Annotated in this window: 13 protein-coding genes; 9 read left to right on the top strand and 4 right to left on the bottom strand. The window is 68.3% G+C overall.

Annotated features, from left to right (window positions below):
- Nucleotides 1-12: 12 nt before the first annotated feature.
- Nucleotides 13-1,479 (bottom strand): polyphosphate:AMP phosphotransferase, encoded by a 1,467-nt coding sequence (gene pap / locus TSB10GB4_RS11605; protein WP_186395890.1) that lies wholly within the window; start codon nucleotides 1,477-1,479, stop codon nucleotides 13-15.
- A 253-nt stretch (nucleotides 1,480-1,732) separates the two neighbouring features.
- Between pap and TSB10GB4_RS11610 the strand changes: the two genes are divergently transcribed.
- Nucleotides 1,733-3,826 (top strand): bifunctional DedA family/phosphatase PAP2 family protein, encoded by a 2,094-nt coding sequence (locus TSB10GB4_RS11610; protein ID WP_186395891.1) that lies wholly within the window; start codon nucleotides 1,733-1,735, stop codon nucleotides 3,824-3,826.
- Here TSB10GB4_RS11610 and TSB10GB4_RS11615 read toward each other — a convergent pair.
- Nucleotides 3,781-4,092: a helix-turn-helix transcriptional regulator gene (locus TSB10GB4_RS11615; RefSeq protein WP_244293066.1), complete on the bottom strand. Its 312-nt coding sequence runs from the start codon at nucleotides 4,090-4,092 to the stop codon at nucleotides 3,781-3,783. The two genes, TSB10GB4_RS11610 and TSB10GB4_RS11615, sit on opposite strands and share 46 nt — an antisense overlap.
- A 163-nt stretch (nucleotides 4,093-4,255) precedes the next feature.
- Between TSB10GB4_RS11615 and TSB10GB4_RS11625 the strand changes: the two genes are divergently transcribed.
- The 6 genes from TSB10GB4_RS11625 (at nucleotide 4,256) to TSB10GB4_RS11650 (ending at nucleotide 9,550) form a co-directional block, all read left to right on the top strand.
- Entirely contained in the window at nucleotides 4,256-4,699 is a 444-nt protein-coding gene (locus TSB10GB4_RS11625) for a YeeE/YedE family protein (RefSeq protein WP_186387872.1), read from the top strand.
- 3 nt (nucleotides 4,700-4,702) lie between these two features.
- Nucleotides 4,703-5,140, top strand: coding sequence for a DUF6691 family protein (locus TSB10GB4_RS11630; protein WP_186395892.1), 438 nt, complete (start codon nucleotides 4,703-4,705; stop codon nucleotides 5,138-5,140).
- Between the two features lie 56 nt (nucleotides 5,141-5,196).
- Nucleotides 5,197-6,090 (top strand): MBL fold metallo-hydrolase, encoded by an 894-nt coding sequence (locus TSB10GB4_RS11635; protein ID WP_186395893.1) that lies wholly within the window; start codon nucleotides 5,197-5,199, stop codon nucleotides 6,088-6,090.
- A gap of 11 nt (nucleotides 6,091-6,101) precedes the next feature.
- Nucleotides 6,102-6,542: a TIGR01244 family sulfur transferase gene (locus tag TSB10GB4_RS11640; RefSeq protein WP_186395894.1), complete on the top strand. Its 441-nt coding sequence runs from the start codon at nucleotides 6,102-6,104 to the stop codon at nucleotides 6,540-6,542.
- Between the two features lie 137 nt (nucleotides 6,543-6,679).
- Nucleotides 6,680-8,464, top strand: a complete 1,785-nt coding sequence (locus TSB10GB4_RS11645; protein ID WP_186395895.1) for a SulP family inorganic anion transporter — start codon at nucleotides 6,680-6,682, stop codon at nucleotides 8,462-8,464.
- Nucleotides 8,465-8,578: 114 nt separating this feature from the next.
- The gene (locus TSB10GB4_RS11650; RefSeq protein WP_186395896.1) at nucleotides 8,579-9,550 is read left to right on the top strand and encodes a hypothetical protein; all 972 of its coding nucleotides are present in this window, start codon (nucleotides 8,579-8,581) and stop codon (nucleotides 9,548-9,550) included.
- A gap of 70 nt (nucleotides 9,551-9,620) precedes the next feature.
- Here the strand turns inward: TSB10GB4_RS11650 and TSB10GB4_RS11655 are convergent, their stop codons facing one another.
- On the bottom strand, nucleotides 9,621-11,690 hold the full coding sequence (locus tag TSB10GB4_RS11655) for a GGDEF and EAL domain-containing protein (RefSeq protein WP_186387866.1): 2,070 nt from the start codon (nucleotides 11,688-11,690) through the stop codon (nucleotides 9,621-9,623).
- A gap of 177 nt (nucleotides 11,691-11,867) precedes the next feature.
- Between TSB10GB4_RS11655 and TSB10GB4_RS11660 the strand changes: the two genes are divergently transcribed.
- Nucleotides 11,868-12,239: a septal ring lytic transglycosylase RlpA family protein gene (locus tag TSB10GB4_RS11660; protein WP_186387865.1), complete on the top strand. Its 372-nt coding sequence runs from the start codon at nucleotides 11,868-11,870 to the stop codon at nucleotides 12,237-12,239.
- Between the two features lie 232 nt (nucleotides 12,240-12,471).
- Here the strand turns inward: TSB10GB4_RS11660 and TSB10GB4_RS11665 are convergent, their stop codons facing one another.
- Complete coding sequence (locus tag TSB10GB4_RS11665) at nucleotides 12,472-13,392, bottom strand: LysR substrate-binding domain-containing protein (protein ID WP_186395897.1); 921 nt, start codon at nucleotides 13,390-13,392, stop codon at nucleotides 12,472-12,474.
- 187 nt (nucleotides 13,393-13,579) lie between these two features.
- Here TSB10GB4_RS11665 and TSB10GB4_RS11670 point away from each other — a divergent pair, with 187 nt between their 5' ends.
- The gene (locus TSB10GB4_RS11670; protein ID WP_186387863.1) at nucleotides 13,580-14,800 is read left to right on the top strand and encodes an acyl-CoA dehydrogenase; all 1,221 of its coding nucleotides are present in this window, start codon (nucleotides 13,580-13,582) and stop codon (nucleotides 14,798-14,800) included.
- The last annotated feature ends 142 nt before the right edge of the window (nucleotides 14,801-14,942 follow it).

Raw genomic sequence — 14,942 nt, forward strand, 5'->3', positions numbered from 1 at the left:
GGCGCCACGCCCTCACAAGGCCTGTTCGAGCCGTCCGACGAGTTGGCGCAGCATCTCGACGCGGGCGAATCGCTTGTCCTCGGCGGCGACCAGATGCCAGGGCGCGAGGCGGGTCGAGGTGCGGTCGACCATGTCGCCGGCGGCCTCGGCATAGTGATCCCATTTCAGCCGGTTGCGCCAATCGTCATCGGTGAGCTTGAACTGCTTGTAGGGGACCTCCTCGCGCTCCTTGAAGCGGGCAAGCTGTTCCTGCCGGCTGATCGCCAGCCAGAACTTGACGACGATGGCTCCGGCATCCGCGAGTTCGGCCTCGAACTCGTTGATTTCGTTGTAGGCGCGCGACCAGGCCGCCTCGCTGCAAAAGCCCTCGACCCGCTCCACCAGCACCCGCCCGTACCAGGATCGGTCGAAGACCGCCGCATGGCCACGGCGCGGCAGCCGGTTCCAGAACCGCCAGAGCCAGGGATGGGCGTGCTCCTCCTGGCTGGGGGCGGCGATGCGGTGGACCCGATAGCGGCGCGGATCGAGCGGGCGAATCAGGCGGCGGATGGCACCGCCCTTGCCGGCCGCGTCGTTGCCCTCGAAGGCGACGACCAGGGAACGGTCGCGAAAGGCCTTGCGGTCGACAAGCCGGGCGAGCTCGTCCTGCAGGCGGTCAAGTTCGGTGCGATAGCGGTGGTTGGACAGGCGGGCGCCGAGGTCGACCGCTTCCACCGCGCTGCGTCGCTCGACGCGGGCAACCACGGCCGGCAGCGCCAACGGATCGGCGGGGGCGGCCTCCAGCCGGCGGCGGATCGCCATTTCGACGCAGCGGCCCAGCGCCAGGTCGCGGGCCCGCGGCTCATCGCTGGGGATGACGATCCAGGGGGCGATCGGCGTGGAGGTGGCGAGCGCCGCCTGCTCGAAGGCCGCCTGGGCGCCGGAGGCATGGGCGATGTCGGTCCATTCGGCAAGGATGCGGCGGGCGCGGCCCTTTCTGCCGAGCCCCTTGAGCCGGCGCTTCTGCATCGCCGGCGTCAGCGAGAACCAGAATTTCAGCACCAGCACGTTCTCGCGGGCGAGCAGCCCCTCGAACCGGTTGATGCGGGCGAGGCGGCGCTCGAACTCGGCCTCGCCGATCTCGCCCTGGACGAAGCAGCGCAGCGGCTCGTTGTACCAGGAGGAGACGACGATCGAGGTCTCGCCCAGCGCCGGCAGGTCGCGCCAGTAGCGCCACAGGTCCGGACGGCCGCGCTCCTCGTCGGTCGCCTCGTCATAGGCGTTGCAGGTGACATAGCGCACGTCCAGCCATTCGTGCAGGCGGGCGATGGCGTCGTTCTTGCCGGCGCCGTCGACGCCGGCGATGACGATCAGCACGGAGAAGAGCTTCTTTTCGATCACCTCGAGCTGGGCGGCGAGCAGCTCGGTGCGCAGCTTCGGCTCGAGCGCATCGAAATCGGTGCGCGACAGGTCGACGGGAAGGGAAGCCGACTGGAACACGGGCACACGTCTCCTGCTGTCTTGTTTTCAAGCACCGTTTGATCGAGCACAAGGTGCCGTGCCCGGCGCCGCGATGCAATGGCACCGCCGTCCGCACCGATCATGACCGCCGGGCCAGCCTTCGGAGCGCACAGGGAAAAATGCGTCTTGCGAGGATTGGCGAAGCAGGCCGCAGGACGTACATGTAGCGGGCCGCGACCGGGGAAATCCACCCCTCGCCAGCCAGGAACCAGTTCATGCCGGGCCGCGTCTCGTGACGGACCTTCTCAACCAGCTTGTCGCCTTCATCGGCGAGAACCCGACCCTCGCCAATGCGGTCGTGTTCCTGATCGCGATGGGCGAGGCGCTGTTCATCGTCGGCATGTTCGTGCCCTCCACGGTGGTGCTGGTCGGCGCGGGAACGCTGGTCGGCCTCGGCAAGCTCGATCCCTGGCCGATCCTGCTGTGGACGACGCTCGGCGCCATCGCCGGCGACGCGATCTCCTACTGGGTCGGGCATGTCTACAAGGACCGAATCAAGTCGGTCTGGCCGTTCAACCGCTACCGGACGCTGGTCGAGCGGGGCGAGGCCTATTTCCGGCAGCATGGCGGCAAGAGCGTTTTCATCGGCCGCTTCGTGCCGGGGGTGAAGGCGATCGTGCCGGGCATCGCCGGCATGGTCGGCATGCCGGTCGGCCGCTTCACCTTCATCAACGTCACCTCGGCGATCGCCTGGGCCATCGTCCATCTCGGCCCCGGCGTCATCGCCGGCACCGCCTTCAGCGCTCTCGGCGCGATCAGCGGCCGGCTGGCGACGGTGCTCGGCGTGCTCTTGGTGCTGCTGTTCGTCGCGGTGATGATCGCCCGCTGGCTGATCCTGATCGTGCTGCCGCTCTATGCCGGCAGCCGGCTGAGGACCGTCGAATGGCTGGGCCGGCACGAGAACCGCGTCAGCCAGTGGTTCGCCCGCATGCTCGACCCGGCGCATCCGCGCTCGGCCGGCATGATCGTGTCGGCGCTGCTGCTGATCGTCACGGTGCCGCTGTTCGTGGCGCTGGCCGCGGCGATCTCGCCCGACAATGGGCTGAGCCGCGCCGACACGGCGATCCGCAACCTGTTCCAGGACCTGCGCACCCCGGTCGGCGACGACATCATGACCTTCATCACCATGCTCGGCGACGGGGTGGTGATCGCCGCCGTGGCGGCGGTGGTGATCGCCTATCTGTTCGCCCGCAAGGCCTGGCGCCGGGCAACCGGGCTGATGATCGCGATCGCCGGCGCGGCGGTGTTCGTGCCGCTGTTCAAGATGCTGTTCCAGCGCGAGCGGCCGATCGACATCTACACCGGCGCCGACGCGCTGTCCTTTCCCTCCGGCCATGCGACGCTGACCGTGGTGCTGTTCGGCATCGTCGCGGTGCTGGTCGCGCACGACCGCTCTCCGCTGACCAAGGCCGGGATCTTCTCGCTGGCCGTGCCGCTGATCGGCGCCGTCGCCTTCTCCCGCATCTATCTCGGCGCGCACTGGATGAGCGACGTGGTCGGCGGCATCACCTTCGGCACGGCGATGGTCGCCGCCTTCGCCTTCGTCTTCGGCTCGGTGCACAACGAGAAGATCGGCCGCTGGTCGCTGGCGGCCTTGACGGCAGCGACGCTGTCGGTGGTCGGCGGCATTCACATGGCGCGCAATTTCGACCAGGCGCGGGAGATGTACCGCCCGAGCATGCCGGTGGAGATCCTGAGCGCGGACGAATGGCTGTCCGGCGGCTGGCAAAAGCTGCCGACGCACCGGATCGAACTCAGCGGCGAGCAGGAGGAACCGCTGATCCTGCAATGGAGCGGCGACCCGCAGGCGCTGGCCGAAGCCCTCGCGCAGGACGGCTACCGTCCGGCGCCCGGATGGTCGCTCGTCACCTTCACCGGCTTCCTGACCGGACAGACGGCAGCGGAAGACCTGCCGGCCCTGCCGCGCATCCAGAACGGACGCGGCGCCGATCTGGTACTGGTGCGCCGCGACGGCGACGACACCGACGGCACGCAAGGCGGGCGCTGGGTGCTGCGGCTCTGGCCGACGCGCTTCGAGGTGATGACGCAGACCGGCGAACGGCTGCCGCTCAGGGTCGGCTCGCTGATTCACGAGCGCATCCTGCGGCCGCTCAACGAGTTGTCGGCCCCGCGCGCCGACCGCGATCTGCCGCAGGCGGACGAGAACCCGCTGAACGACCTGCCGGGGATCGTGCTGAGGATGCGGCGGGACGGCTCGACCGTGGCGCTGGGAGGACCGGCGGCGATGCGCCCGGCAAACCCGGCGGATCCGTTGCCGGATCAGGCTCCCGCTTCGACGCCCGGCGCGGAAGGGGCGGCGCAGTAGATGCCGTAAAGCGCCTCGAGAACGGCAAGAACCTCGTCGCCGGCCAGCCGATAATAGACGGTCTGGCCGTCGCGGCGGGCCTCCACCAGGCCCTGGGCGCGCATCCTGGCGAGATGCTGGGACAAGGCAGACTGGCTGAGGCCGACCCGCTCGGCCAGCGCGCCGACGCAATGCTCCCCGCGCACCAGATGGCACAGCACCAGCAGGCGGCGGCTGTTGGCCATCGCGGCGAGGAGAGCGGCGGCCTCGTCGGCCTTATTTTCCATGTCTTGAATATTCATGCTTGCTAATTTATTGCCCCTTTATATATTTGCAATCCGAGGAAGCCCTGATGGGTCAGCAAGTCGCAACCACACAAGGTGCCATTGACACCGCAGGCTCTTCGTTCTCCCGAGATCTCCGCCACCCCCCGTTCCGCGAGACATCGACATGAGCGAGTTCACACCCTTTTCTTCCGCCGCCGGCGGCGCGCTGATCGGCCTCTCCGCCGTCATGCTGATGGCGCTGCTTGGCCGTATCGCCGGCATCAGCGGCATCATCGGCGGCCTGCTGCCCCCCTATGCAACCGGGTCCGTCGCGGCCGCAGAGCGGGGCTGGCGCCTGGCCTTCCTTGTCGGCATGATCGCCTCGCCGCTGGTGCTGCTGGCGGCAACCGGCAGCCTGCCCCAGATCGAGGTGCCCGTGTCGCTGCCGATGCTGGTGGCCGGTGGTCTGATCGCCGGTGTTGGCGTGTCCTATGCGAGCGGCTGCCCCTCCGGGCACGGCGTGTGCGGCATGGCGCGCTTCTCGAAGCGCTCGATCACCGCCACCTTGACCTTCATGGCGACCACGGCCGCCACCGTCTTCATCGTCCGCCACATCGCCGGAGCCTGACCGATGACCCGAATCCTTCCCGCCTTCCTCATCGGCCTTCTGTTCGGCACCGGCATCCTGCTGTCGGGCATGGCCAATCCGGCCAAGGTTCTGAACTTTTTCGACATCGCCGGAACCTTCGACCCCTCCCTCGCCTTCGTCATGGGCGCAGCGCTGATCGTCACGGTGATCGGCTACCGGCTGGTGATGGCCCGCCCGGCGCCGGTGCTTGCCGCCGGCTTCTCGCTGCCGGGCACCACCCGCCTCGACATGCGCCTGATCGGCGGCTCCGCGCTGTTCGGCATCGGCTGGGGCCTTGCCGGCTTCTGCCCGGGCGGCGTGGTGCCGGCACTCGGCCTCGGCCGCAGCGAGCCGTTCGTCTTCGCCGGCGCGATGGTGGCGGCGATCGCCGCGATCCGCCTCGTCGAAGCCTGGCGGGTACGGCAGCCGCAGACCGCCTGAGCCCGCCGGACACGGCCTTTCACGAAACGACATCGACACCGATGGAGCACGACACGATGACCGAGACGACCTATCCCATTGATCCGACGACCCGGCCGGAGGTCACCGCCTTCTTCGACCCGCAGACCAACACCATCTCCTATGTGGTCAAGGATCCGGCCTCCACGGCCTGCGCCGTCGTCGACAGCGTGATGGATATCGACTACGCCGCCGGCCGCATCTCCTTCGAATCCGCCGACCGGATCATCGACTTCGTCCGCGAGAACGGGCTGACGGTCGAGTGGCTGATCGAGACACATGTCCATGCCGACCATCTGTCCGGCGCCCCCTATATCCAGGGCAAGCTCGGCGGGCGCATCGGCATCGGCGAGAACATCAGGATCGTCCAGGACACGTTCGGCAAGGTGTTCAACGAGGGCACCGAGTTCCAGCGCGACGGCTCGCAGTTCGACCACCTGTTCCGCGACGGCGACACCTACACGGTCGGCGGCATGACCTGCTTCGCCATGCACACGCCCGGCCACACGCCGGCCTGCATGACCCATGTGATGGGCGATGCCGCCTTTGTCGGCGACACGCTGTTCATGCCCGACGGCGGTACGGCGCGGGCCGACTTCCCCGGCGGCGATGCGCATGAGCTTTTCCGGTCGATCCACAAGGTGCTGGCGCTGCCCGACGAGACCCGGCTGTTCATGTGCCACGACTACGGCCCGAACGGCCGCGAAATCCGCTGGGAAACCACGGTCGGCGAGGAGCGCAAGCACAATATCCATGCGCGCGACGGTGTGACGGAAGAGGAATTCGTCGCCATGCGGCAGGCGCGCGATGCGACCCTGGACATGCCGAAATTGATCATTCCCTCGATACAGGTCAACATGCGCGCCGGCAAGCTGCCCCCCAAGGACGAAAGCGGCCGGACCTTCCTGAAGGTGCCGGTCAACGGATTGTAAGGACAGGAAGAATGCAGAGCGCACGGGTCGACGACACCCTCACCGTATCGTTCCAGATCCAGCCGGAGGATGTCGCCGCGATCCGCGATGCGGGCTTCGTCGCCATCATCAACAACCGGCCGGACGGCGAGGTCGCCGACCAGCCGGCGGGCGAAGAAATCGCCCGCGCCGCCGCCGAGGCGGGCCTCGCCTATGCGGCGCTTCCGGTCTCGGGCCGCGAGGGCATCACGCCCGACACGATCCGCGGCTTTCAGGAGGTGCTGGAGGCCGCCGACGGTCCCGTCTTCGCCTTTTGCCGGACCGGCACGCGCTCGATCAACCTGTGGGCCCTGTCCCAGGCTGCCGATCGCGACCCGGCCGAACTGCTGCAACTGGCGGCGGAGGCCGGCTACGACCTGTCCGCCCTTGCCCCGGCCCTGCGCCAGATCGCCAGCCACGGCCTGCCCGGCTAAGGCCCACCGGCGCTGACGCCGGAGCCAGAGCCAGAGCCGGACGACAGGTGGGTCTCCCCGTGCGAGGGGACCGTCTCGACGCGCCGCGCGCTTGCGCGCGGCGTCCTTTTTCTTGCGACCTCTATTCCGGCCCGGACATGACCCGCCTTGCCTCCTATCTCCCGATCCTCGACTGGGGACGCAGCTACACTCGGCACACGGCGACCGACGATCTGATCGCCGCGCTGATCGTCACGATCATGCTGATCCCGCAGTCGCTCGCCTATGCGCTGCTGGCCGGCCTGCCGCCGGAAGTCGGCCTCTACGCCTCGATCCTGCCGCTGGTGGCCTATGCGCTGTTCGGCACCAGCCGGGCGCTCGCCGTCGGGCCGGTGGCGGTGGTGTCGCTGATGACCGCCTCGGCGGTGGGAGAACTCGCCGCCCAGGGCACGCCCGAATATCTCGGCGCGGCGATCGTGCTGGCTCTGCTGTCGGGCGCGATGCTGGTCGCGATGGGGCTGTTCCGCCTCGGCTTTCTCGCCAACCTCTTGAGCCATCCGGTGATTTCCGGCTTCATCACGGCGAGCGGACTGATCATCGCCGCCGGGCAGCTCAAGCATATTCTCGGGCTCGGCGGCTCCGGCAACACCTTGGTGGAGATCCTCGCCGGGCTCGCTTCCGAACTCGGCAATGTCAATCCCTACGCTCTCGCCATCGGCGTGCCGGTCACCGCCTTCCTGTTCTGGGTGCGCAGCGGGCTGAAACCGGCGCTGATCCGCGCCGGGCTGCGGCCACGGCTTGCCGACATCGTCGCCAAATCGGGCCCGGTCGCAGCCGTGGCGGCGACGACGCTGGCGGCCCATGTCTTCTCCCTCGGCGACAAGGGGGTGAAGCTGGTCGGCCACATTCCCGCCGGGCTGCCGACCCCGGCGCTTCCCTCGCTCGACCCGCATCTGTGGAGCCAGCTTCTGGTGCCGGCGCTGCTGATCTCGGTGATCGGCTTCGTCGAGTCCGTTTCCGTCGCCCAGACGCTGGCGGCCAAGAAGCGCCAGCGCATCGTCCCCGACCAGGAACTGATCGGCCTCGGCGCGGCCAACATCGCCTCCGGCCTGTCCGGCGGCTATCCGGTGACCGGCGGCTTCGCCCGCTCGGTGGTGAATTTCGACGCAGGCGCGGCAACCCCGGCCGCCGGCGCCTTCACCGCGGTCGGCATCGCGCTGGCCACCCTGTTCCTGACGCCGCTGATCGCCGACCTGCCGCAGGCGACGCTGGCGGCGACGATCATCGTGGCAGTGCTGTCGCTGGTCGACCTGAAGGCGCTCAGGCGGGTCTGGGCCTATTCGCGCAGCGACTTCGCGGCGATGGCGACCACCATTGCGGCAACGCTCGTCCTTGGCGTGGAAACCGGCGTCACCGTCGGTGTCGGCGTGTCGCTGGCGCTGCACCTTTATCGCAGCGCCCGGCCGCACATGGCGATCGTCGGCATCGTCCCGGGCACGGAGCATTTCCGAAACGTCAACCGGCACAAGGTGATCACCGGCGACACCGTGCTCACCTTGCGGGTCGACGAGAGCCTGTTCTTCGCCAACAGCCGCTTCCTGGAGGACCGGCTGACGGAGCTGGTGGCAGAACGGCCGAAGCTGCGCCATGTGGTGCTGATGTGCACGGCGGTGAACGAGATCGACGCCTCGGCGCTGGAGAGCCTGGAGGAGATCAGCCGGCGGCTGGAGGCCGCGGGGGTCGGCTTCCACCTGTCGGAGGTCAAGGGCCCGGTGATGGACCGGCTGCAGCGGACCGATTTCCTGACCCATCTCAACGGCAAGGTGTTCCTCACCCAATACGAGGCTTTTGCCGCGCTCGACCCGCGCACGACCCATATCGCGGAGGCACGCCAGCCGCGCAAGGCAACCAGAGCGGACTTCTGGATCGGCCCGGAAATCTGAGGCGGGAGGATGGGTGGCGGGACGATGGACGGCGACGCGCGGACAGGTGAGGGACACGATCCGGCAAGCGGGCTTGCCTGGCGTTTTCGCCCCGCGCCCGCCGGAGGCAGCGACTTGCTTGCCGTGGTCTTCTCGCAGGTGCGCGTGCCCCCCGGCCGCTTCGGGCTGGAGCGGTTCTTCTCCAACACCCGCCACGCCTGCCTGTTTCTCAACTGTCCGGACCCCACATGGTATCTCGGCTGCGAGACAGCGATCGACCGGGCGATCGATGCGGCGCTTGCGGCCTCCGGCGCGGCGCGGATCGTCCATTACGGGGCCTCGAAGGGCGCTTATGGTGCGCTCGTCACCGCGCTGCGGCGCGGCGACGGGCAGGTCTTCGCCTTCGGCCCGGAACTGCTACTCGGCCGGCCCGGCAGCCAGAGCGGCGCGGTGGTCCGGCCGGCGATGGCCACCGCCCCGGACCTGGCACCACGGCTGGCGCGGTGCGGCGAAGGACCGGAGCTGACGCTGATCTTCGGCATCTTCGACGCGACGGACGCGGCCGGCGCCGTGGCCCTGGCCGGGCAGGATCTGCCGGCGCGGGTCAAGGTGCTGCGGCTCCTCTCCTCCCATGCCAGCCACGACCATCTCTACACGCTCAACATCGCCCGCAAGCTGATCGCCGGCTTCTCCCGCGATCTCGGGACCCTGTGCGCCGAACGTGGGTTGATCGCCGAGGACGGCACCGCAGAGCTCGCCCGCTTTGCCGCCTTCGCCGGTCGCATGGCGGCGGAGGAGCACGATAGCCAGGACGCGGTGGGGGAGGCGCTTGCCGACCCTTACGCACGCGTCAATCCGGGCTATGGGCTGGCGGTGGGCCAGGCGCTCATCCGCCTCGGTGAGCGCGAGCAGGCGGCACATTGGCTTGCCGGGGTGCAGGAGAGGGTGGACGCGATGCCGGGAGCCGGCGCGCTGCCCAAGCGCTGGCGCAAGATGGTGTGGCAGGCACGGCTGGCGGCGGCCGACGCGACGACCCGCACGGCCCTGGCGGCGCAGGCGCGCGAGCGGTTTCCCGGCGAGGACTGGCCGGAGGCGGCTCCCTGGTGAGCCGGCGGCGGCCGCAAACCGTCAATGCCAGGCTGGGGCCGGGCTGGGGTGCCAGGTTTAAGTGCCAGGTTCAGTGCCAGGTTTCGGGCGGCGACACGGCCTGCCCCTGGGCGAAGCAAACGCCGAGTTCCCTCAGGATGTCGAGATGCCGGGCTTCCGTCACATATTCGGCGACGGTCGGCAGGCCGAGCGCCTCCGCAAGGCCGACGACCCCCGAAACCGCGGCCCGCTTGACCGGATCGCCGGCAAGGCCCGCCGTCAGCAGCCGGTCGATCTTGATGAAATCGAACGCATTGGCGCGCAACTGGGTGAAGGCGGCGAACCCACGGCCGAACTTGTCCAGCGTGATGCGGCAGCCGAGCGCGCGCAGGTCCGCCATCAGGTTCCACGCCTCCGGCTTCAGCCGCGACAGCGCCGTCTCCGGCACCTCGAAGACGAGCCGCTCCGAAAGACCCGGCGAGCGCCCCAACCGATCGAACAATTGGCGGGCGAAGACCGGACTGTGCAGGGTTTCCTCCGACAGGTCGATCGCGATCGGTAACCGGTGGCTCGTTCCCGCCTCGAGACGGGACAGCACGGCATTGACCACGAGCCGGTCGACCGCCCGCATCAGGCCGTGCCGTTCGGCAATGGCGCGGATCATCGAGGGTCCGTGCAACTCGCCGTCCTCGGTGGCAAGACGCGGCAGCACCTCCTGCATTGCCGGCAAGCCGCTGGCGAGATCGACGATGGCCATGACATTCAGCACGAAGCCGTTGCCGGCGATTGCCCGTTCGACCGCGAGCAGGTGACGGATCTCCACCTTCCTGTCGTCGCCGGGCTTCCTCATGCCGTCATGCACGACGATGCGATGGCCTCCGGCCGCCTTGGCCTGCATGCAGGCGAAGTCGGCCCATTGCAGCACCCGGCCGACGGTGACGGCCTGCCGCGCGCCCTCCTCGTCGCCAGCCGCGGGCACCGCCACGGTGGCGATGCCGATGCTGGCGCTGCTGCGGAAGCTCATGCCTTCCCAGTTCAGGCGGTATCCCTCGAACGTGGCCAGCAACCGGTTGCAGATCGCCTGAGCGGCAAGGGGCAGCATGCTGTCGATGATCAGGCCGAACTCGTCGCCGCCGATGCGCGCCACCTCGACGTCCTCGCCGGCCGATTGCTGTAGCAGCCGCGCGATATCCTGAAGAAAACGGTCGCCAGCGCCGTGTCCGGCCGTGTCGTTGACCAGCTTGAAGCCGTCGAGATCGATGAAGACGACGCTGAAGCCTTCGCTCCGGCGCGCCCGGAAGGCGGCAACGCGCTCCTCCAGCCCGGTTTCGAAGGCGCGGCGGTTGGCGATGCCGGTGAGATCGTCCTGCAGCGCCAGCCGCTCCAGCCGCTCCGACAGGCGACGGGTCTCGGTGACGTCGCGCAGGGTAACGACGACCGCGTCGATCTCGCCATCGCTGTTTCGGAAGGGTTCGAGGCGGGCGTCCATCACCACCGGAGAGCCGTCCGGCGCCGTCTCGTGGAAATCGTATTCCACCGCCTCGCCGGCAAGGCATCGGTCGAGCCAGGGGCGGACCTCGGCGGCGAACCGCGCCTCGCCGACAATCTCGATCAGCGACTCTCCGCGAAAGCTCTCGGCGGTACGGCCATGCCAGCGGGCATTGCTTTCGTTGGTGAGGATGTAGCGGTAATCGCGATCGACGATCGACAGGCGGTCCGACATCTGGGTGACGGCGCTCTCATAGAGCCGCAGCACCTCCTCCGCCGCCTTCAGATCGGTGATGTCGCGCCCATAGGCGGCAACCCCGAGCAAGTGACCCGCGGCATCATGCACCGGCTGGTAGCGCACGTGAAAGAAGCGGCGGCCCTGGCCGGGCACGTTGATCCAGTCCTGCAGCACCGTGGCGCAACCGGACAGGGCTTTTTCCAGGAACGGCGCGCGGCGCGGGAAGGCCGTGGCGCCGGCAATCTCCTGCACCGTGCGACCGATCGTCTGCTCGCGGCTGAGGCCGGCGATCATCACGTAAGGTTCGTTGGCCTCGCGGATGACATAGTCCGGCGTGCAGAAATAGATGGGATCCTGAGACGCAGCGATGATCGCGGCATGCAGCCCCTCAGCGGGCCATGCCAGGTCCGGCCTTGCCGCGTCATCCGATGTCATTCGGTCCGCCCCCGCAACATCGTTCCACTTTCGCAGAAGCCGTAGCGGCATGAAGCGGGATTTGCCACAACAAAGTCATGAAAAACGGCCATTCCCGGAGGAGATGATCAATACCGTGTCGGAGCCGCGTGGCGCGATCCGCAAGATAGTTAGGATTGACAATATGGATTGCCGAAAATGATTCGCAAGCCCCGGGCCCGCCTGTTGGCGTTGTCGCTCTGCGCCGGACTGACCGCCAAGCCTGCCCTGGCGGAATGCGGCAGCGCCTCCTGGTACGAACTGACCGGGCGCACCGCAAGCGGCACCCCCAACAATCCGGAAGCCCTGACTGCGGCACATCGCACCCTGCCCTTCGGCACGCGGGTGAAGGTCGAGAACCTCGCCAATGGCGAGACGGTGACGCTGACCATCGTCGACCGGGGACCCTTCGCGCGGGGCCGGGTGCTCGACGTCTCGCGGCGGGCGGCACGCGAGCTGAAATTCCTGCGTCGGGGAGTGACCAAGGTGCGGGTGACGGTGACCGGCAAGGCGACGCCCTCCTGCGGCTGAGACCGCACGCCGAAGGCTGCGGCCGGACGCCTGTCGGACGGGAGGCCGAAGCGGACGGGAAACTGGTCCTGACCGTGAGGAGGGAGGGGGAAACCCCACGGCCAGGACCGCCGCATCTCCTTGACGAAGACAGATCGATAGCAACAGGATTCGCCGCGGCTGCAAACCCGGAATCTTGCGTATCGCCGCTGTGCCCGTCGTGGCTGGCGAAGCGGTGGCCGCCGGTGGCGCCTCAGCCCGGCAGCGCAGGCCGGTCGCCGCCGCCGGCCGCCACCTCCCCCATCAGCCAGTCGCGGAACCGGGCAGCGACGGGGCGCAGCGAGCGGTCCTCCGGATAGACGAGGTGATAGGCGGAGGGCAGCCGCAGCACCGTGTCGAAGAGCTGCACCAGCCGTCCGGAGGCCAGTTCCTCGGAAACGAAGAAGCGCGGCACCAGGGCCGCGCCGAGATCGTTGGCGGCGGCTTCGGCCATCATCACGAACTGTTCGAAGCGCGGCCCCTGGAAGGCGAGTTCCGTCTCGACCCCGGCGCATTCGAACCACTGGCGCCAGGCGAGCGGCCGCGTCGACTGATGCAGCCGGGTGAGCGGCGCAAGATCCTGCGGCCGGCGGATCCGGTGGCGGGCGCGGAAGGCCGGCGAGGCGACCGCGATCACCTCCTCGCGGAACAGCGGCTCGGCAACGGCGCCCGCCCAGACCGGATCGCCGTAGTGGATCGCCACGTCGAACGGCTCCTTGGCAAAATCGAAAGGCCGCAGGCGCACCGTCACATTGAGGCTGGCGGTCGGATGGACGGCGATGAAGCCCGAGAGGCGCGGAGCCAGCCAGCGGGTGCCGAAGGAGGGCAGGGTGGCCAGGTTGAGCACGTCCTCGTTGCCCGCGAAGGACATGACCTGGCGGGTGGCGGCGGTCAGGCTTTCCAGCGCGCCGCGCACATCGTGCAGATAGAGCCTCCCGGCATCGGTGAGCACGATGCGCTGACGCACCCGCTTGAACAGTTCGACGCCGAGCCGGACCTCGAGATGGCGCACCTGCTTGGAGACGGCACCTTGAGTGAGATGCAACTCCTCCGCCGCGCGGGTGAAGCTGCCGTGCCGTGCCGCGCACTCGAAGGCGATCAGGCTGTCGACATGGGGAACGAAGCCGCGTTTCAAACCCTATTCCATCCGCTCATGAACTTGGGACAACATATCACTTTTCGCCGGGGGCGACAGACCGGACACTCGCGCCCGGACATTCACCCCTTTCGCGGGTCCGGCCGCCCAGAGCGGCGCGGGCCCTGATAACGAACGCACTCCGCCAGCAGCAGCGCCCGCAGGCGGATCGGAGGAGACCACAGCCATGACCGCACACGCATCCGTTCACAAGTCCGACCCGACCGGCGGCGGCCGCTTTTCCTGGGAAGACCCGTTCCTGCTGCGCGACCAGTTGAACGAGGACGAGATCCTGATCATGGAAACGGCCCGCGCCTATGCCCAGGACAAGCTGCAGCCGCGCGTGCTGGAGGCCTATGCGCAGGAGAAGACCGACCGCGAGATCTTCAACGAGATGGGCGAACTCGGCCTGCTCGGCATCACGCTGCCGGAAGACTATGGCTGCGCCAACGCCTCCTATGTCGCCTATGGCCTCGTCGCCCGCGAGATCGAGCGGGTCGATTCCGGCTACCGTTCGATGAACTCGGTGCAGTCGTCGCTGGTGATGTATCCGATCTATGCCTATGGCAGCGAGGAGCAGCGCAGGAAGTACCTGCCGAAGCTCGCCAGCGGCGAATTCGTCGGCTGCTTCGGCCTGACCGAGCCCGATGCCGGCTCCGACCCGGCCGGCATGCGCACCCGCGCCGAGAAGATCGACGGCGGCTACCGGCTGAAGGGCTCCAAGATGTGGATCTCCAACGCGCCGATCGCCGATGTCTTCGTCGTCTGGGCCAAGTCCGACGCCCATGACGGGGCGATCCGCGGCTTCGTGCTTGACAAGGGGATGAAAGGCCTTTCCGCGCCGAAGATCGGCGGCAAGCTCAGCTTGCGCGCCTCGATCACCGGCGAGATCGTCATGGACAATGTCGAAGTCGGCGAGGACGCGCTGCTGCCGAATGTTTCCGGCCTGAAGGGCCCGTTCGGCTGCCTCAACCGCGCCCGCTACGGGATTTCCTGGGGCGCGCTGGGTGCGGCCGAGGATTGCTGGCACCGGGCTCGAAACTACGGCCTGGAGCGCAAGCAGTTCAACAAGCCGCTGGCCCAGACCCAGCTCTTCCAGAAGAAGCTCGCCGACATGCAGACCGAGATCGCGCTCGGTCTGCAGGCCTCGTTGCGCGTCGGCCGCCTGTTCGACGAAGGCCGCGTGGCGCCGGAGATGATCTCCATCGTCAAGCGCAACAATTGCGGCAAGGCGCTGGACATCGCCCGCCAGGCCCGCGACATGCATGGCGGCAACGGCATCCAGGAGGAGTACCACGTGATGCGGCACGCCCAGAACCTGGAGACGGTGAACACCTACGAGGGCACGCATGACGTTCATGCGCTGATCCTAGGCCGCGCCCAGACCGGCCTGCAGGCGTTCTTCTGAGCAGGTGATGGAGGGCGGGGGCCCGCGGCCCCTGCCCCATTCCTCGTCACCGACCTGCCACGGCACAGGCTCGATCTCGGCGCGCCGTCGCACGAACGGATTGCACAACGACGCGTGGTGGTGGAAAACACCATGGTCTGAT

This window comes from Stappia sp. TSB10GB4 (genome assembly GCF_900185745.1).
GTDB lineage: Bacteria > Pseudomonadota > Alphaproteobacteria > Rhizobiales > Stappiaceae > Stappia.

Coding starts and splice junctions, on each gene's coding strand:
- TSB10GB4_RS11660 (WP_186387865.1), top strand. CDS start 11,868: ATGATTCGCAAGCCCCGGGCCCGCCTGTTGGCGTTGTCGCTCTGCGCC.
- TSB10GB4_RS11630 (WP_186395892.1), top strand. CDS start 4,703: ATGACCCGAATCCTTCCCGCCTTCCTCATCGGCCTTCTGTTCGGCACC.
- TSB10GB4_RS11625 (WP_186387872.1), top strand. CDS start 4,256: ATGAGCGAGTTCACACCCTTTTCTTCCGCCGCCGGCGGCGCGCTGATC.
- TSB10GB4_RS11615 (WP_244293066.1), bottom strand. CDS start 4,092: ATGGAAAATAAGGCCGACGAGGCCGCCGCTCTCCTCGCCGCGATGGCC.
- TSB10GB4_RS11670 (WP_186387863.1), top strand. CDS start 13,580: ATGACCGCACACGCATCCGTTCACAAGTCCGACCCGACCGGCGGCGGC.
- TSB10GB4_RS11640 (WP_186395894.1), top strand. CDS start 6,102: ATGCAGAGCGCACGGGTCGACGACACCCTCACCGTATCGTTCCAGATC.
- TSB10GB4_RS11655 (WP_186387866.1), bottom strand. CDS start 11,690: ATGACATCGGATGACGCGGCAAGGCCGGACCTGGCATGGCCCGCTGAG.
- TSB10GB4_RS11635 (WP_186395893.1), top strand. CDS start 5,197: ATGACCGAGACGACCTATCCCATTGATCCGACGACCCGGCCGGAGGTC.
- TSB10GB4_RS11645 (WP_186395895.1), top strand. CDS start 6,680: ATGACCCGCCTTGCCTCCTATCTCCCGATCCTCGACTGGGGACGCAGC.